Annotated in this window: 14 protein-coding genes and 1 tRNA gene; 8 read left to right on the plus strand and 7 right to left on the minus strand. The window is 72.6% G+C overall.

Annotation, left to right across the window (positions count from 1 at the left end; genetic code table 11):
* Window positions 1-89 precede the first annotated feature (89 nt).
* Window positions 90-162: transfer RNA gene (locus C4J65_RS11020), tRNA-His, on the plus strand.
* A 122-nt stretch (window positions 163-284) separates the two neighbouring features.
* Here C4J65_RS11020 and C4J65_RS11025 read toward each other — a convergent pair.
* A complete protein-coding gene (locus C4J65_RS11025; protein ID WP_115742258.1) occupies window positions 285-1,340 on the minus strand; it encodes a LacI family DNA-binding transcriptional regulator in 1,056 nt (351 codons plus the stop codon).
* A 365-nt stretch (window positions 1,341-1,705) separates the two neighbouring features.
* On the opposite strand from C4J65_RS11025, the gene C4J65_RS11030 reads away from it, so the two are divergent.
* The 4 genes from C4J65_RS11030 to C4J65_RS11045 all read left to right on the plus strand — a co-directional run bounded on the left by C4J65_RS11030 (window position 1,706) and on the right by C4J65_RS11045 (window position 6,560).
* Window positions 1,706-3,031, plus strand: a complete 1,326-nt coding sequence (locus tag C4J65_RS11030) for an extracellular solute-binding protein (protein ID WP_115742259.1) — start codon at window positions 1,706-1,708, stop codon at window positions 3,029-3,031.
* A gap of 5 nt (window positions 3,032-3,036) precedes the next feature.
* Window positions 3,037-4,050, plus strand: coding sequence for a sugar ABC transporter permease (locus C4J65_RS11035; protein ID WP_115742260.1), 1,014 nt, complete (start codon window positions 3,037-3,039; stop codon window positions 4,048-4,050).
* A 12-nt stretch (window positions 4,051-4,062) separates the two neighbouring features.
* Complete coding sequence (locus tag C4J65_RS11040) at window positions 4,063-4,974, plus strand: carbohydrate ABC transporter permease (protein WP_115742261.1); 912 nt, start codon at window positions 4,063-4,065, stop codon at window positions 4,972-4,974.
* A 143-nt stretch (window positions 4,975-5,117) separates the two neighbouring features.
* Window positions 5,118-6,560 (plus strand): GH1 family beta-glucosidase, encoded by a 1,443-nt coding sequence (locus C4J65_RS11045; RefSeq protein ID WP_115742262.1) that lies wholly within the window; start codon window positions 5,118-5,120, stop codon window positions 6,558-6,560.
* Between the two features lie 114 nt (window positions 6,561-6,674).
* On the opposite strand, the gene C4J65_RS11050 is transcribed toward C4J65_RS11045, so the two are convergent.
* The 3 genes from C4J65_RS11050 to C4J65_RS11060 all read right to left on the minus strand — a co-directional run bounded on the left by C4J65_RS11050 (window position 6,675) and on the right by C4J65_RS11060 (window position 10,424).
* Window positions 6,675-8,138, minus strand: coding sequence for a cellulose binding domain-containing protein (locus tag C4J65_RS11050; protein WP_115742263.1), 1,464 nt, complete (start codon window positions 8,136-8,138; stop codon window positions 6,675-6,677).
* A gap of 160 nt (window positions 8,139-8,298) precedes the next feature.
* Window positions 8,299-9,723, minus strand: a complete 1,425-nt coding sequence (locus tag C4J65_RS11055; protein ID WP_115742264.1) for a HAMP domain-containing sensor histidine kinase — start codon at window positions 9,721-9,723, stop codon at window positions 8,299-8,301.
* Window positions 9,720-10,424: a response regulator transcription factor gene (locus C4J65_RS11060; RefSeq protein ID WP_162833130.1), complete on the minus strand. Its 705-nt coding sequence runs from the start codon at window positions 10,422-10,424 to the stop codon at window positions 9,720-9,722. The genes C4J65_RS11055 and C4J65_RS11060 overlap by 4 nt, the downstream gene beginning before the upstream one ends.
* Window positions 10,425-10,544: 120 nt before the next feature.
* Here C4J65_RS11060 and C4J65_RS11065 point away from each other — a divergent pair, with 120 nt between their 5' ends.
* The gene (locus C4J65_RS11065; protein WP_162833131.1) at window positions 10,545-11,120 is read left to right on the plus strand and encodes a hypothetical protein; all 576 of its coding nucleotides are present in this window, start codon (window positions 10,545-10,547) and stop codon (window positions 11,118-11,120) included.
* 52 nt (window positions 11,121-11,172) lie between these two features.
* On the opposite strand, the gene C4J65_RS11070 is transcribed toward C4J65_RS11065, so the two are convergent.
* Together C4J65_RS11070 and C4J65_RS11075 are read right to left on the minus strand one after the other, a co-directional pair.
* Window positions 11,173-12,042, minus strand: coding sequence for a fused MFS/spermidine synthase (locus C4J65_RS11070; RefSeq protein WP_115742267.1), 870 nt, complete (start codon window positions 12,040-12,042; stop codon window positions 11,173-11,175).
* Window positions 12,043-12,073: 31 nt separating this feature from the next.
* Window positions 12,074-12,454, minus strand: a complete 381-nt coding sequence (locus tag C4J65_RS11075) for a hypothetical protein (RefSeq protein ID WP_162833132.1) — start codon at window positions 12,452-12,454, stop codon at window positions 12,074-12,076.
* A 284-nt stretch (window positions 12,455-12,738) separates the two neighbouring features.
* Here C4J65_RS11075 and C4J65_RS11080 point away from each other — a divergent pair, with 284 nt between their 5' ends.
* Window positions 12,739-14,160: a hypothetical protein gene (locus C4J65_RS11080; protein ID WP_115742269.1), complete on the plus strand. Its 1,422-nt coding sequence runs from the start codon at window positions 12,739-12,741 to the stop codon at window positions 14,158-14,160.
* 267 nt (window positions 14,161-14,427) lie between these two features.
* Here C4J65_RS11080 and C4J65_RS11085 read toward each other — a convergent pair whose 3' ends face one another.
* A complete protein-coding gene (locus C4J65_RS11085) occupies window positions 14,428-15,024 on the minus strand; it encodes a histidine phosphatase family protein (RefSeq protein WP_115742270.1) in 597 nt (198 codons plus the stop codon).
* Window positions 15,025-15,238: 214 nt separating this feature from the next.
* Between C4J65_RS11085 and C4J65_RS11090 the strand changes: the two genes are divergently transcribed.
* Window positions 15,239-16,228, plus strand: a complete 990-nt coding sequence (locus C4J65_RS11090; protein ID WP_115742271.1) for a phosphatase PAP2 family protein — start codon at window positions 15,239-15,241, stop codon at window positions 16,226-16,228.

The following is a 16,228-nucleotide window of genomic DNA, read 5'->3' on the forward strand; positions in this document are numbered from 1 at the left end:
AAGCCGGGCGCGAGCACCCCTTCGGACCCTGTACACTTTTTCTCAGCCGGTCGGGAAACCCGCCAAGCGGGATTCGAGCACCGGCCTTGGTGGGTGTAGCTCAGCTGGTAGAGCACCTGGTTGTGGTCCAGGATGCCGCGGGTTCAAGTCCCGTCACTCACCCTGAGCAATCAGCCGGTGACTCTCGCGAGAGAGTCACCGGCTGATTGCGTTGGGGCACACGCCGCGCCGAGGACACCGCCGGGGCCGCGCCCTCCGGTGCGCGGCCCCGCGTACGGTCCGTCTCAGGACGACCTGCGCTCCACCAGCTCCGTCGCCAGCACCACCTGGTGCCGTTCCAGGCCCCGTGAGGCGGCCGGGCGGCGGTCGGCGATCTCGGTCAGCAGCAGGTCTATCATCGCGCGCCCCATCTCCTCGATGGGCTGGCGCACGCTGGTGAGCGGCGGCTCCATGTGGCGGGCGATGGCCGAGTCGTCGTAGCCGACCAGTGCGACGTCGTCCGGGATGCGCCGGCCCGCCTCGCGCAGGACCTGGCCGGCGCCCGCCGCGGTGACGTCCGAGGCGGCGAAGACCGCGTCCACGTCGGGGTGGCGGCGCAGCAGCTCCGTCATCGCGCGGCGCCCGCCCTCCTCGGTGAAGTCGCCCGGCTCGATCATCCCCTCGTCCACCTCGTGGCCCGCGTCGCGCAGGGCGTCGCGGTAGCCGTCGACGCGTCGCTGGGCGCCGTAGACGGCGAGGTGACCGGTGATGTGGGCGACGCGGCCGCGCCCCCGGGACAGCAGGTGCTCGACGGCCGAGCGGGCGCCGCCGTAGTTGTCCGAGTCCACCGACGCCAGCGGCTCCGCGGCCGAGCGGGGGCCGCTGATCACCGCGGGGATCTCCAGCTGGGTCAGCAGGTCGGGCAGCGGGTCGTCGGCGTGCACCGAGACCAGCAGGACGCCGTCCACCCGGTGCGCCGCCAGGTACTGGGCGAGCCGCTCGCGCTCCCGGTCGCTGCCCGCGAATATCAGCAGCAGTTGCATCTCGGTGTCGGACAGCTCGGAGCCGACGCCCTTCAGCATGTCCGAGAAGTACGGCTCCGCGAAGAACCGGGTCTCCGGCTCCGGCACCACCAGGGCGATCGCGTCCGTGCGGTTGGCCGCCAGCGCGCGGGCCGCCGTGTTCGGGACGTAGCCGAGTTCCGCGACCGCCGCCTCGACGGCCGCCCGGGTCGCGTCGCTGACCCGCGGCGAGCCGTTGATCACCCGGGAGACCGTGCCGCGGCCGACGCCCGCGCGGGCCGCCACTTCTTCGAGGGTGGGCCGGCCACCGCTCCGACCACGCACTCCGTGGCTTGCCATCGGCTCCGCCTCCCGTCGTCACCCCCGCACTCTGCGGCTGGCCTGGAATTTAACAGGCCGGTCGGGTGTAATGACCGACTCCGGCCCCTCACCCGCCGTACGGGGGTGTCTCCGTGCCGTTCGCAACGTCCAGTTAACAGGCCGATAACTGAACGCAATTCGTCGCGTCCGTTCCCTTGACACCCCCGCCCGGACCGACGACTCTTCAACACATCACTTGTGGGAGCGCTCCCACACTACCTGGCACATACACATCCCGCACGTTCCCAGCCCGAGCCGCAGCGACGAACGAAACACATGAAGCAGCGGGTCCAACCATGTAGTTGGCCGGGGGGTCGGCACGTCAGGGCAACAGGAGGACGCACATGCGAGCAGCACGCAGAGGATCGGCCCGCAGGGTGGTGGTCATGGCGGCCATCGCGTCGCTGGGCGCCGGGCTGCTGGCCGGCTGTGCCGACGACGGGAACGACGAGGACAGCTCGTCGTCCGGCGACAGCAGCGGCAAGACCACGATCACCCTCGGTCTGTTCGGGACGATGGGCTTCAAGGAAGCCGGTCTCTACGACGAGTACGAGAAGCTCAACCCGGACATCAACATCGAGGAGAACGTCACCGAGCGGAACGAGAACTACTACCCCGCCCTGGTGAACCACCTCACCACCAACAGCGGCCTCCAGGACGTGCAGGCGATCGAGGTCGGCAACATCGCCGAGGTCGTCGCCACCCAGGCGGACAAGTTCGAGGACATGTCCAAGGCCGCGGGCGTCCAGAAGACCAACTGGCTCGACTGGAAGTGGCAGCAGGCCACCACCAAGGACGGCGCCACGATCGGCCTCGGCACCGACATCGGCCCGATGGCCATCTGCTACCGCACGGACCTGTTCAAGAAGGCCGGCCTGCCGACCGACCGCGACGAGGTCTCCAAGCTGTGGGCCGGTGACTGGAACAAGTTCATCGAGACCGGCGAGAAGTACAAGGACGGTGCCGGCAAGGACACCTACTTCATGGACTCTCCCGGCGGTCTGATCAACGCCATCCTCAGCAGTGAGGACGAGAAGTTCTACAACGCCGCCGGCGAGGTCATCTACAAGACCAACCCGGCCGTCAAGGACGCCTTCGACCTGACCGCCGAGGCGGCCGAGAAGGGGCTGGTCCAGTCGCAGACCCAGTTCCAGCCGGCCTGGGACCAGACCATCTCCAACAGTCTGTTCGCCACCGTCGCCTGCCCGCCGTGGATGCTCGGCACCATCAAGGCCAAGTCCCAGCCGGACTCCGCCGGCAAGTGGGACGTCGCCCAGGCCCCGAAGGCCGGCAACTGGGGCGGCACCTTCCTGGGCGTGCCCAAGAGCGGCAAGCACGTGAAGGAGGCGCAGAAGCTGGTCACCTGGCTGACCGCGCCCGAGCAGCAGGCGAAGCTCTTCTCGAAGATGGGCAGCTTCCCGAGCGCGCCCGCCGCGTACAAGCTCCCCCAGGTGACCGGCGGCAAGAACGACATGACCGGTGACGCGCCGATCGGCGAGCTGTTCGCCAAGGCCGCGGAGCAGATCCCGACCCAGGTGATCGGCCCGAAGGACCAGATCGTCCAGCAGGGTCTGACCGACAACGGCGTCATCCTCGTCACCCAGGGCAAGTCGGCCAAGGACGCGTGGGACAACGCTGTGAAGACCATCGACAACAACCTGGAGAAGTGACCGGAATGACCACCCGGCACGACACCGCCGCGTCCCCCGTCAAGGGGGGCGCGGCCCCGGGCCGCCCGCCCGGCGGCAGGGCGTCCGCGGAGGCGGACCGCAGGAAGCGGGCCAAGCTCTCCCGCCGCTGGCAGCGGGACATGCGCTGGAGCCCGTACGCGTTCGTCTCGCCGTTCTTCCTGCTCTTCCTCGCTTTCGGCCTGTTCCCGCTGATCTACACCGGCTGGGCCTCGCTGCACACGGTGGAGCTGACCGCGCCCACCGACATGCAGTGGACGGGTCTGGACAACTACACCCGGATCTTCGACGACGAGTTCTTCTGGAACGCCGCGAAGAACACGCTGTGGATCGGCGTCATCTCCACGGTGCCGCAGCTGCTGATGGCGATGGGCCTCGCGCACATCCTCAACTACAAGCTGCGTGCCTCGACCTTCTACCGGGTCGTGATGCTGGCGCCGTACGCGACGTCGATCGCCGCGGCCTCGCTGGTCTTCGTGCTGCTCTTCGGCCGTGACTACGGCATGATCAACTGGGTCCTCGACATGGTGGGCCTGGACAAGATCGACTGGCAGAACGGCTCGTGGTCGTCCAAGTTCGCCGTGTCCACGATCGTCATCTGGCGCTGGACCGGCTACAACGCGCTGATCTACCTGGCCGCGATGCAGGCGATCCCGCAGGACCTGTACGAGTCGGCGGCGCTGGACGGCGCCAGCCGCTGGCGGCAGTTCATCCACGTCACGCTGCCCTCGCTGCGTCCCACGATCCTGTTCACCGTCGTGGTGTCGACCATCGGCGCCTCGCAGGTCTTCGGCGAGCCGCTGCTCTTCGACGCCAACAAGGGCGCCTCGGGCGGCTCCCAGCACCAGTTCCAGACGCTCGGCCTGTACCTGTACGAGCAGGGCTGGGTCAACCAGCACCTGGGCCGCGCCTCCGCGATCGCCTGGGCGATGTTCCTGATCCTGATCGTGATCGGGATCCTCAACGCCGTCATCTCGCGCCGGCTGCGCGCCAGTAGTTAAGGAGAACCGGCCGTGACGACGACCATGACGAAACCCCCGGCCGACGCGGCACCCGAGCCGCCCCGGCGGGGCCGACGACGTTCCAAGGCGGCCCGGGCCGGCGGCACGCTGCACGCCGGGCCGATCGCCTACATCATCCTCGCCCTGTTCACCATCGGCTCGCTGTTCCCGCTGGTGTGGACGGCGATCGCCGCCTCGCGCGACAACCAGCGGCTCGCCCAGACGCCACCGCCGTTCTGGTTCGGCGGGAACCTGTTCGACAAGCTGGAGATCGCCTGGAACGACGCCAACCTCGGCGAGGCGTTCCTCAACACCACCATCGTGGCCGGGATCTCGGCGTGCACGATCGTCTTCCTGTCGACGGTCGCCGGGTTCGCCTTCGCCAAGCTGCGCTTCCGCGGGCGGGGCGCGCTGATGCTGATCGTCATCGGCACGATGATGGTGCCGCCGCAGCTCAGCATCATTCCGCTGTACATGATGGTCGCGAAGCTGGACTGGTCCGACCAGTTGCAGGCGGTGATCCTGCCGTCCCTGGTGAACGCGTTCGGCGTGTTCTTCATGCGGCAGTACCTGCTCCAGGCGTTGCCGGACGAGATCATCGAGGCCGCGCGCGTGGACGGCGCCAGCAGCTGGCGCGTGATGTGGCACGTGGTGTTCCCGGCGGCCCGGCCCGCGATGGCCGTGCTCGGCATGCTGATGTTCGTGCAGTCCTGGAACGACTTCCTGTGGCCCTTCCTGGTGCTGACGCAGAACGGCAGTCCGACCGTGCAGGTCGCGCTCGCCGGACTGGGCCGCGGCTACACCCCGGACCAGTCCCTGATCATGGCCGGCGCGCTGCTCGGCACGCTGCCACTGCTCCTGGTGTTCGCGATCTTCGGCAAGCAGATCGTGGGCGGCATCATGCAGGGCGCCGTCAAGGGCTGACCCCTCACCCCCGGGGCCGGGCCACCGCCCCCGGCCCCCTTCCCCCCTCGTCCTTCTTACTCGTCGGTCCAGCGCGTCGGTCCTCGGGCCGGTCCCCCCGGGACCCGCCCGGACCCGCCACGACCTGCTATGGGAGCGCTTCCATGCTTGAGTCCGCAACGCCGGTGACCCCGGTGACCTTCCCCCCCGCCTTCCTGTGGGGCGCCGCCACCTCGGCGTACCAGATCGAGGGCGCGGTACGGGAGGACGGCCGCACCCCGTCGATCTGGGACACCTTCAGCCACACCCCCGGAAAGACGGCCGGCGGGGACACCGGTGACGTCGCCGTCGACCACTACCACCGCTACCGCGACGACGTGGCGCTGATGAAGGACCTGGGCCTCGGTGCCTACCGCTTCTCCATCTCCTGGCCCCGGGTGCAGCCGACCGGCCGCGGCCCCGCCGTCCAGCGCGGCCTGGACTTCTACCGCCGCCTGGTGGACGAGCTGCTGGCCGCCGGGATCAAGCCGGCCGTCACCCTCTACCACTGGGACCTGCCGCAGGAGCTGGAGGACGCGGGCGGCTGGCCCGAGCGGGACACGGCGTACCGGTTCGCCGAGTACGCGCAGATCGTCGGCGAGGCGCTCGGCGACCGGGTGGAGCAGTGGATCACCCTGAACGAGCCGTGGTGCGCCGCCTTCCTGGGCTACGCCTCCGGTGTGCACGCCCCCGGCCGCACCGACCCGGCGGCCGCGCTGCGCGCCGCGCACCACCTGAACCTGGCGCACGGCCTGGGCACGGTCGCGCTGCGTTCGGTGATGCCGGCCCGCAACTCGGTGGCGATCAGCCTCAACACGTCCGTCGTGCGGCCGCTGTCGCAGACCCCGGCGGACCTGGCGGCGGCGCAGCGGATCGACGACCTGTCCGGCGGGATCTTCCACGGTCCGATCCTGCACGGCGCCTACCCGCAGACCCTGCTGGAGGCGACGGCGCCGGTCACCGACTGGTCGTTCGTCCAGGAGGGCGACCTGGGGCAGATCCGCCAGCCGATCGACGCGATCTGCCTGAACTACTACACGCCGACGGTGGTGTCGGCGGCCGACGCCGACTCGCGTGCCCCGCGCGCCGACGGCCACGGCTCGAGCGACCACTCGCCCTGGCCCGCCGCGGACGACGTGGCGTTCCACCAGCCTCCGGGCGAGCGCACCGAGATGGGCTGGAGCGTCGACCCGACCGGCCTGCACGAGCTGATCATGCGGTACAACCGCGAGGCTCCCGGCATGCCGCTGTACCTCAGCGAGAACGGTGCCGCCTACGACGACAAGCCCGGCGCGGACGGCACGGTGCACGACCCCGAGCGGGTCGCCTACCTGAACGGTCACCTCACCGCGGTCCGGCAGGCCATCGCCGACGGCGCGGACGTCCGCGGCTACTACCTGTGGTCCCTGCTGGACAACTTCGAGTGGGCCTACGGCTACGAGAAGCGCTTCGGCGCGGTGTACGTCGACTACGTCTCCCAGCAGCGCACCCCGAAGTCGAGCGCCCTGTGGTACGGGCGGGCGGCCCGCACGGGGACGCTGCCGCCGGTGGACGCCGCCGCCGAGTAGCCCCCACGGGGAGTCGGCACACGGTCGGTGGCGGGGCGCGGCATTCCACGGGGGGATGCCGCGCCCCGCGCGTAGGGCCGGTGTGGGGCCCGGCCCTACGGGAGGAGCCCGGCCCTACTTGTAGGCGGCGAGGGCCTTGGCGAAGGCGTTCGGCTCCTGGTCGACGGAGCTGCAGGTGGCGTCGGCGGAGGGCTTCGGGCCGCCGGGGCAGGCCTTGTCGCGGGTCGCGGACCACATGGACAGCGCACCCAGGCCCTTGGACTTCGCGAACTCCACGAGCTGGGTGGCGTCCTCCACCTCGAAGACCTCGGAGGCGACGTCGTTGACGCCGATCATCGGCGTGACGGCGACCGTCTTCCAGGCGTCCGCGTCGGACCGGCCGAGGACGCCCTTGATCTGGGCCTGGGTGGCGGTGGCGGCCTGCTCGGCGTAGGTGCCCATGTCGCCGCTGTACGCGGGGCCGTAGTCCATCGCCATGATGTTGACGGCGTCGATGTCCACGCCGTTCTTCTTCGCGTCGGCGAGGAGGTCGACGCCCGCCTGGGTGAGGCCCTCGGGCATCACCGGGAGGGTGAAGGAGACGTCCAGGCCGGGGTGCTGCTTCTGGAGCGCGGCGATGGCCTGGGCGCGGCGGGTGTTGGCGGCCGTGTCGGGCAGCGCCCCGCCCTCGACGTCGAAGTCGACCTTGGTGAGCTGGTATGCGTCGACGACCTTGCCGTACGCCGCCGCCAGCGCGTCGGCCGACGTGCAGGTGGTGCCCAGTTCGGAGCCGGAGGCGCCGCCGAAGGAGACGCGGACGTCGCCGCCCTTCGCGCGCAGGGCGCCTATCTGGTTGGCGACCGCGTCCCTGCCGAGGTCGGTGACGCCGCCCCACTTGGGGGTGCAGCCGCCGCCGTCGGTGACGAAGGCGAGGTTGTACTCCTTGACGCCGGTCGCCGCGGAGTGCGCGAGCAGGTCGAAGGCCGGGTAGAGGGAGGTGTCGACGTACGGCGCGAAGCCGGCGCCCGCTTCGGTGCCGTTGCCGGGGGTGCCGGTGGGTGCCGGGGTGGTGGGGGCGCCGGTCGGGGTCGGCTCGGCGGTGTCCGTCGCCGTGGGGGTCGGCGTCGGGGCCGGGGGCTGGGTGGGGCGGCCGCTGGGCTCGGGGGTGGCACCGTCGTCCGCCGAGCACGCGGCGTCGTCGACGAGGCAACCCGTCGGGTCGGCGGTGCCGTTGACGACGAAGCCGACCGTGACGGACTCGCCGGCCTTCAGCCCGTCCGTGTCCCACTTGGGCGGGGTCACGGTGACGTGCTGCCCGTCGGCCTTCGACTCGGCGTTCCACAGCGAGCCGAGGTTCGCACCGGAGGGCAGGTCGAACTCCAGGGTCCAGTCGGCCTTCGCCTGCCCGCTGGTGTTGGTGACGACGTACTGGGCGGTGTAGCCCGTGGACCACTGGCTGGTCTTCGTGTACGCGGCGCCGACCGCCGCCGCCTGCGCGGTGCTGGTGAACAGCAGCGCCCCGCCACCGGCCACGGCCGCCGCGACGAGGGCGCCGATCGCCTTGTTCCTGCCACTGACCTTGCGTCGGTGCGTGCGCATCACGTGCCTGCCTTCGCTGTTCACGGTGCCCCCGGCGGCGGGCCGACGGGGGCGGGGTGGGGGTGCGGCAGCACGCTAGCGACCCCGAATCGGGCAAAGAGCCTGATCCGGACGGGGGTTGGCGATCTTAGGGTGGGCTTAAGGAAGAGATCGGGGCCGATTAATGGTCGCGGCCGGCCGGGGCCGCCGGAGCCGGTGCCGGTGCACGGCTCTGCCTGCGTCGGCGTACGGCCCCCCGGTGCCCGCGCCGGGCCGGGGCCGTCCGCCCGTCCAGCTGGATCCAGATCCGCACCTCGGTACCGCCCAGCACGGAGGCGCCGATGCGGACGTCGCCGCCGGTCGACTCCGCCATCCGGCGCACGATGTCCAGGCCGAGCCCGGTCGACCCGTCGGTGCCCGAACCCCGGCCGCGGGCCATCGCCGCCTCGGGGTCGGGGATGCCGGTGCCGGCGTCGGAGACGAGCACGATCACCGCGTCCTCGCCGTTGTGCAGGTCGACGGCGAAGGCGGTGCCCTCGGCGGTGTGCCGGAAGACGTTGCCGAGCAGCGCGTCGAGGGAAGCGGCCAGGTCGGTGCGGGCCACGGGTATCCGCACCGGCCGGTCGGCGCCGGCCACCCGCCACTTGCGGCCCTCGTCCTCGGCCAGTGCCGACCAGAACCCCATCCGCTCCCGGACCACCTCGGCCGCGTCGCATCCGGCGCCGGGTCCGGCGACGGCCGTCTGCGGCTTGGCGTCCCGGGCGGTGCGGATGATCGTGTCGACCTCGCGCTCCAACTGCTCGACGGCGGCCCGGGTCTGCTCGGCTGCGGGGCCGTCGCCGAGCGAGGCCGCGTTGAGGCGCAGCACGGTCAGCGGGGTGCGCAGGCGGTGGGACAGGTCGGCGGCCAGCTCCCGTTCGTTGGCGAGGAGTTGCACGACCTGGTCGGCCATGGAGTTGAACGCCACCGCGGCGCGCCGCAGTTCGTCCGGCCCCTCCACGGGCACCCGCGCGCCGAGCCTCCCCTCCCCCAGTTCGTGCGCGCCCTCGACCAGGCGCCGGGCGGGCTGCACCATCCGGACGCCCAGCCGGTCGGCGACCGCGACCGAGCCGACGATCAGGGCGGCGCCGACCGCGGCGAGCACCGCCCAGGCCGTGCCGACGCCGTTGGTCACCTCGGACTCGGGCACGTACACCTCGACGACGGCGATCTCGCCGGAGCTGAGGGCGACCGGCTGGAGCAGGGTGGAACCGCCGCCCACCTCGGTGGTGGAGGCCCGCCCCATCCGCCGGACGGCGGCGATGTCCTCGTCGGTGGCCCGCTGCCGCCCGATGTCGGCGGCGCCGCCGCCGTCCGCACCGGCACCGGACGCGGGTATGTGCACGGCCATCCCGGCGTCCGAACCGGCGGAGGCGACGACCCGCTCCAGTTGCTCGCGGTCGGTGGTGATGGACAGCGCCGGGGCGACGGCGGCGGCCTCCCGTTCGGCGTTGGAGAAGGCGCGGTCGCGGGCCATCTCCCGGATGACGAGTCCGAGGGGCACGGCGAAGGCGACCACGACCATCGCGGTGACCGCCAGCGAGACCTTGACCAGGGCCCATCTCATCGCGGTGGCTCCAGTCGTGGTGGCTCCAGCTTCACCCCGACGCCGCGCAGGGTGTGCAGATAGCGCGGCCGGGCCGCGGTCTCGCCCAGTTTGCGCCGCAGCCAGGACAGGTGGACGTCGATGGTCTGGTCGTCGCCGTAGGACTGCTGCCAGACCTCGGCGAGCAGTTCCTTGCGGGGCACCACGACCCCGGGGCGGCCGGCCAGGAAGGCGAGCAGGTCGAACTCGCGGCGGGTCAGGTCGAGGGCGGTGCCGTCCAGTTCGGCCTGGCGGCGCAGTGGGTCGACGGTGAGGCCGCCGACCCTGAGGACGGTCGGCGGCGCCGCCTCCGCGGAGCCGCCGCGCGCGCGGCGCAGTACGGCCGCCATCCGGGCCGACAGGTGCTCGACGGAGAAGGGCTTGGTGAGGTAGTCGTCCGCGCCCGCGTTCAACAGTCGTACGACCTCCGCCTCGTCGTCCCGGGCGGTGGCGACGATCACCGGTACGTCGGTGATGCCGCGCAGCATCTTCAGCGCCTCGGAGCCGTCCAGGTCGGGCAGTCCGAGGTCCAGGATCACCACGTCGAACCGGAAATGGGCGACCTCGCGCAGCGCCTCCAGTGCCGTGCCCACGCTGCGCACGGTGTGCGAGGCGTCGGTCAGCTGCCGGATGAGCGCCGACCGTACGAACTGGTCGTCCTCGACCACGAGCACACTTGCCATGGGCGGCACCGTACGCCATGCGGACCAACCCGGTCCGGGCCTGTGGACAACTCCGTCCGGGCCCGCTTCACACCCCTGTTCGCGCGACACGCGTGGGGCGGGTGAGGCAGTATGGCCGCGATGCGCAGAGGACTCGTCCACGTGATCGCCTGGCTGCTCGCCACCGGCGCCGCGGTCACCCTGTCGTGGTGGGGCGTCCACACGGTGATGGCGGGCACGGCCTACGACGCCCCCCGCGCGCTGCCCATCACGGCGGCCGACGCGGGCGTACGGGACGGGCAGGACGACGACGGGGAGTCCCTGGCGTCGTCCACCAGCCAGCCCTCTTCCACGCCGTCGACGTCGCCGTCGCCGTCGGGCAGCGCGTCGCCGACGCCGAGCGGGACGTCGCGCGAACCCGGCCCCGCCCCGGCGCGCACCACGCCGTCCGGCGCGCCGCCCGAGGACCCGGCGAGCCCCGCGCCCGACACGTCCGGCGAGGTCAAGAGCTACGACACCGACGGGGGCCGCGCGGTGTTCGACCTCGGTACGTCGTCCGCGTCGCTGGTGTCCGCCACACCGGGGACGGGCTGGTCGATGCAGGTGTGGAAGACGGAGTCGTGGATCCGGGTCGAGTTCACCTCGGGCGCGGACCGGGTGTCGGTGTTCTGCACCTGGCACGACGGACCGCCGCGAGTGGAGATCGGCAGCTACTGAGGGCGGAGATCGCCGGCCGGTGAACCGACGCGACCGGTGGCCGGCAGGGGGCTCACCTGAAGACGGACTCCGGCGGCGCGGGCGAGTCCACCGCCGCCGCGTCCGTCACGGGGTGGGCGCCGCCGGTGAGGTCGGTGAGCGCACGGCCGTGTTCCACGCGCGCGGGGTGCGGGTCGGAGGCGGCCCGGCGGGTGAGTTCGGCGACCGGCAGCGGGCCGTCGGCGGCGACCAGGATCGCGTTGCCGAAGCGTTTTCCGCGCAGTACGGCCGGGTCGGCGACGAGGGCGAGCTCGGCGAACCGGGCGGCGGCGGTGGCGATCTGGCCGCGCAGGTGGGCGAGCGGCGGGCCGTCGGCCAGGTTGGCGGCGTAGACCCCGCCGGGTCCGAGCGCGCGCCGCACCTCGTCGAGGAACTCGGTGGAGGTCAGGTGCGCCGGGGTGCGCGCCCCGCCGAAGACGTCCGCGACGACGAGGTCCGCCCAGCCGTCGGGCACCTTGGCCAGCCCGGCGCGGGCGTCGGTGGAGCGCACCCGGATCCGCGCCCCGGGGTCCAGGGGCAGCTCCCGGCGGACCAGTTGGACGAGGGCGGCGTCCCGCTCGACGACCTGCTGGGTGGAGCGGGGGCGGGTGGCGGCGACGTAGCGGGCGAGGGTGAGGGCACCGCCGCCGAGGTGGACGGCCCGCAGGGGTCGGCCGGGCGGTGCGGCCAGGTCGATGACGTGGCCGATGCGGCGCTGGTACTCGAAGGAGAGGTACGCCGGGTCGTCGAGGTCGACGTGCGACTGCGGGGCACCGTCGATCAGCAGCGTCCAGGCCCGGGGCCGGTCGCGGTCGGGCACCAGCTCGGCGCGTCCCCCGTCGACGTCCTCGACGACGGCTTCGGCGGCAGCGCGCCCGCGGCGGGCGTTCCTGGACTTTCCCATCCGCCCATTATCGGGCCGGGCGCGAAGGCGCTCAGCGGCAGCTGTCCGCGGCCCTGATCAGCCGGGCCGCCTCGCCCAGCGCGGCCCGCAGCACCGCGGGGTCGGTCGCCAGGTCCGCCTCGCCGGGCGGCAGCAGCCAGTCGGAGCCCTCCACGGGCGGCTCGGGCGCCGGGACGATGCTCAGTCCGCGGCCGTCCGTCTCGGTGCAGGTGCTGCCCGGCACGTCCCAGGCAGCGGCGGTGCCCGGCGGCACCAGGAATCCCAGGGTGTCGCAGCCGTCGTCGTGGAGCACCGGGCCCACCCCCTCACCGGCTCCCCGCCTGAGGATGTCGACCGCCTCCAGACCCTGCCGGGTCGGCACGGTGACGACGTCACAGGCGTCGCAGGGGGGAACGCTGACGCTGGTGTCCATCCCGGCCTCCACCACGGAACTCCTCCTCGGACGAGCGGTTCGGGAGTCGGGGGCCTCCCGGTCCACCCGGTTCAACGCGGCGGGCCGTCAACGGCTACGGCCGGGAGCCGCCGCAAAGGATGGCACTTCATGGCAGATCGTGGATGAGATATCCGGTTTGTAGCCAAACAGCGCGTGGCCGCTCCGTCACAGCCGGTACGTTCTTGCTCGCCGGAAACAGGGCAGCCAGCCTTGCTCGCCCTCTTCCCGGCATGGTTCGACGGTTCGCACGAGAGGACCCGGCCATGGCGTCGTCAACGGTGACCTCCGCCCAGCCCGAACGGCCCCCGCGGCCGAACCTCGCCTTCAGGCGGTTGCGCGGCAAGCGCTCCCCGGCGGAGTTCGCGGCGGCGGTCCGCCGGGCCGCGCGCGAGATCGGCGAGCGGGTCAGCTGTGACGCGCGCTACGTCGGCCGGGTCGAGGCGGGCGAGATCCGCTGCCCCAACTACGCGTACGAGCGGGTGTTCCTGCACATGTTCCCCGGCCGCACGCTCACCGACCTGGGGTTCGCGCCCCGCTCGTCGGTACGCGGCCGGCAGGGGCGCACCCCGGGTGAGTCGCGAGGGGCGGGTGAGCCGTATGAGACGCATGACACGCAAGAAGTCCGAGACACGCAAGACCTGTACGAAACGCACGACAACAACGAGGAGAGCGACGTGCTGCGTCGCGCATTCATGACGAGCGGTGCCACGGTGGCCGCCGCCTCGCTCGGCCCCCTGGGGCTCGCCCTCGACGCCGCGGCGGCCGGGCGCCCCGCGCGCCGGGCCGGGACGGGCGAGGCCGGCGCCCTCGAAGAAGCCGTACGCCGGATCCGGCTGCTCGACGACCGGCACGGCGCGGACGGTCTCTACCGGCGCGCGGCGGCCCCGCTGCGCACCGCGTACGCGCTCCTGGACGCCGGCGCGTCCCGGCAGGCGACCGCGGACCGGCTCTACACGGGCGCCGGTGAACTGGCGATCTCCGTGGGCTGGCTGGCGCACGACTCGGGGCGCTTCGACGACGCGCGCTCCCACTACGCCGAGGCCCTCGCCACCGCCCGGATGAACGGCGACGCGGGCCTGGAGGCGCACGCCTTCTGCAACATGGCGTTCCTGGCCCGTGACGCGGGCCGCCCGCGCGAGGCGGTACGGGCGGCCCAGGCCGCGCAGCGCGCCGCCCGCCCGCTGGGCTCGGCCCGGCTGATGTCCCTGCTGGCGCTGCGCGAGGCGGGCGGCTGGGCGGGGCTCGCGGACCGCGTCGGCTGCGAGCAGGCGCTGGTCCGCGCGCAGACCTTCTTCGAACGGGGCCCCTCGGACACCGACCCCGAGTGGATGAGCTTCTACGGCGAGGCCGAGCTTGAGGGGCTCGAGGCGCAGTGCTGGTCCACCCTGGGCGACTGGCCGCGGGCGGCCCGGCACGCGCGGCGGGCGGCGGATCTCCAGGACCCGCACTTCACCCGGAACCTCGCGCTGTACTCGGCGGAGCTGGCGGACGACCTGGCCCGCGGCGGCCGCCCCGACGAGGCGGCGGGGGCGGGCTCGCGGGTCCTCGACCTGCTGGGCGAGGTCCAGTCCTCCCGCATCCACACGATGCTGGCGGGCACGGCCCGGGTCCTCCTCCCCCACCGCCGCGCCTCGGGAGTCTCCACCTTCCTGGACCGCCACGCAGCCCTGCCAAGACCGGCATAACGCCAACCCCAACCACAGCAGCCGCGCCGTCACCCTCGCCGCCGCTGCGGGCAGCCTGCCGCCGCCGCGGGCAATCGTGCCTCCCCCAGTGCCTGAACGGCCCGGGAGGCATCCCCGGGCCGTTCAGGCACGGGTGGGCGGTGGGGCCCCGCTCGAGCGAAGCCGAGAGTGGGGAAGGCACCCCGCAACGCCGGGTCGCGCCCCCTCCCCTCCCCCAGCCCCGACGCCGGGCGCCGCGAAACCGGCACGGGGACCGGCACCGGCCCGTCAGCCGACCAGGTGCCCCGAGTCGTTCCAGCTCTCCACCGCCGGCTCCCCGTACGCCCAGCCCAGCACCGACAGCGACGTCGGGTTCAGCCGTATCCGCGCGCCGAAGGACACCGGCAGCCCCAGCCACCGCGCCCCGATCGCCCGCAGGATGTGCCCGTGGGCGAAGACGAGCACGTCCCGCTCCGCCTCCCGCGCCCACGCCACCACCTCGTCCGCGCGCGTGGTGACGTCCGTGGCGCTCTCCCCCTCCGGGACCCCGTCCCGCCAGATCAGCCAGCCGGGCCGCACGGCCTGGATCTGCTCCGGCGTCATGCCCTCGTACGCCCCGTAGTCCCACTCCATCAGCGTGTCCCACGCGCGTGCGCGCTCCCCGAAACCGGCCAGCTCGCAGGTCTCGCTCGCGCGCACCAGCGGACTGGTCCGCACCTGCACGCCGTCCAGTCCGTCCCACGGCGCCCGGTGCAGCCGCTCGCCGAGCAGCTTCGCGCCGCGCCGGCCCTCCTCCAGGAGCGGCACGTCGGTCCTGCCGGTGTGTCTGCCGGACAGCGACCACTCCGTCTGTCCGTGCCGGGCCAGCAGAATGCGCGGTGCCATGGAGAGGCCTTTCCGGGAGAAATGTCTGAGGGGACCCCTCCATCATCCCGTACCGTCCGTGCGGGCAACCCGAGGGGCGATGCTCGCGTCTATCCGGTCCGAGGGCGCTTGGCGGAGCGGTCGCGGTGAGGCCGTAGAGTGGCTCGCCCGTGTCCGTCCAGGCGCACGAGTGAGCGAGAAGCAGGAAGAGACGAGAAGGGGGAGGGCGATCGGATTGCCGCACACCGAGACACCGGGCACCGAGGCGGCCCCGCACCCTCGGCTGCGCTGGTGGACCGAGCTGCCGCTCATCGTCCTCGTGTACGCCTGCTACAGCGCGGGACGCCTGCTGGTACGGGGTGACGTCTCCGACGCCGTCGACCACGGCCTGGCCCTCCTGGACATCGAGAAGGCGCTCCACCTCAACGCGGAGCACCCCCTCAACCGCCTCTTCACGCGCGAGCCCTGGATCGGCGTACCGGCGGACTTCTGGTACGCCTCGCTGCACTACGTGGTCACCCCGGCGGTCCTGGTCTGGCTCTTCCGCTCCCGCGCGGTGCGCTACCGGGCCGCCCGTACCTGGCTGATGACGTCGACGTTCATCGGCCTCATCGGCTTCACGCTGCTGCCGACCTGCCCGCCCCGGCTGCTGGACGCCGGTCACGGATTCGTCGACACGATGGCCCAGTACAGCTCGTACGGCTGGTGGGGCGGGGCGGCGAGCGCGCCGCGCGGCATGGGCGGGATGACCAACCAGTACGCGGCGATGCCGAGCCTGCACGTGGGCTGGGCGCTGTGGTGCGGCGTGATGCTGTGGCGCCACGGCGGCACGCGCACGGCGAAGGTGGCCGCCGTCGTGTACCCCGTGGGCACCACGATCGTGGTGATGGGCACCGCGAACCACTACTTCCTCGACGCGGTCGCCGGTGCGGCCGTGATGGGCGCGGGACTGCTGCTGACGCCGTTCGTGCAGCGCGCCGCGGCACGGATGCGGACCCGTCTCCCGGCCCGCTTCGCCCCGGCCGCGGCCGGCTCCGCGAGCGCCGCCGGGCCCGCCTCCGCCGCCGCCCGGGACGACGCGGGTTCCGTGATTGTCAGTGGCGGATGCCAGACTTCCGCGGGTGAGCGATTTCCACGGCAGCGCGAGCAGCGGTTCGAAGCCGGAGCCGAGCCGGACCCCGCCCCCTCGGACGCGGGGGACGAGACTCCGGCACCGGCTCGCTGA

The sequence above is a fragment of the Streptomyces sp. CB09001 genome (assembly GCF_003369795.1).
Taxonomy (GTDB): Bacteria; Actinomycetota; Actinomycetes; order Streptomycetales; family Streptomycetaceae; genus Streptomyces.

What these genes read in the sequence shown, in the direction of transcription:
- C4J65_RS11025 (WP_115742258.1), bottom strand. Translation starts at nt 1,340, where the DNA reads ATGGCAAGCCACGGAGTGCGTGGTCGGAGCGGTGGCCGGCCCACCCTC.
- C4J65_RS11030 (WP_115742259.1), top strand. Translation starts at nt 1,706, where the DNA reads ATGCGAGCAGCACGCAGAGGATCGGCCCGCAGGGTGGTGGTCATGGCG.
- C4J65_RS11035 (WP_115742260.1), top strand. Translation starts at nt 3,037, where the DNA reads ATGACCACCCGGCACGACACCGCCGCGTCCCCCGTCAAGGGGGGCGCG.
- C4J65_RS11045 (WP_115742262.1), top strand. Translation starts at nt 5,118, where the DNA reads ATGCTTGAGTCCGCAACGCCGGTGACCCCGGTGACCTTCCCCCCCGCC.
- C4J65_RS11050 (WP_115742263.1), bottom strand. Translation starts at nt 8,138, where the DNA reads ATGCGCACGCACCGACGCAAGGTCAGTGGCAGGAACAAGGCGATCGGC.
- C4J65_RS11055 (WP_115742264.1), bottom strand. Translation starts at nt 9,723, where the DNA reads ATGAGATGGGCCCTGGTCAAGGTCTCGCTGGCGGTCACCGCGATGGTC.
- C4J65_RS11060 (WP_162833130.1), bottom strand. Translation starts at nt 10,424, where the DNA reads ATGGCAAGTGTGCTCGTGGTCGAGGACGACCAGTTCGTACGGTCGGCG.
- C4J65_RS11065 (WP_162833131.1), top strand. Translation starts at nt 10,545, where the DNA reads ATGCGCAGAGGACTCGTCCACGTGATCGCCTGGCTGCTCGCCACCGGC.
- C4J65_RS11070 (WP_115742267.1), bottom strand. Translation starts at nt 12,042, where the DNA reads ATGGGAAAGTCCAGGAACGCCCGCCGCGGGCGCGCTGCCGCCGAAGCC.
- C4J65_RS11075 (WP_162833132.1), bottom strand. Translation starts at nt 12,454, where the DNA reads ATGGACACCAGCGTCAGCGTTCCCCCCTGCGACGCCTGTGACGTCGTC.
- C4J65_RS11080 (WP_115742269.1), top strand. Translation starts at nt 12,739, where the DNA reads ATGGCGTCGTCAACGGTGACCTCCGCCCAGCCCGAACGGCCCCCGCGG.
- C4J65_RS11085 (WP_115742270.1), bottom strand. Translation starts at nt 15,024, where the DNA reads ATGGCACCGCGCATTCTGCTGGCCCGGCACGGACAGACGGAGTGGTCG.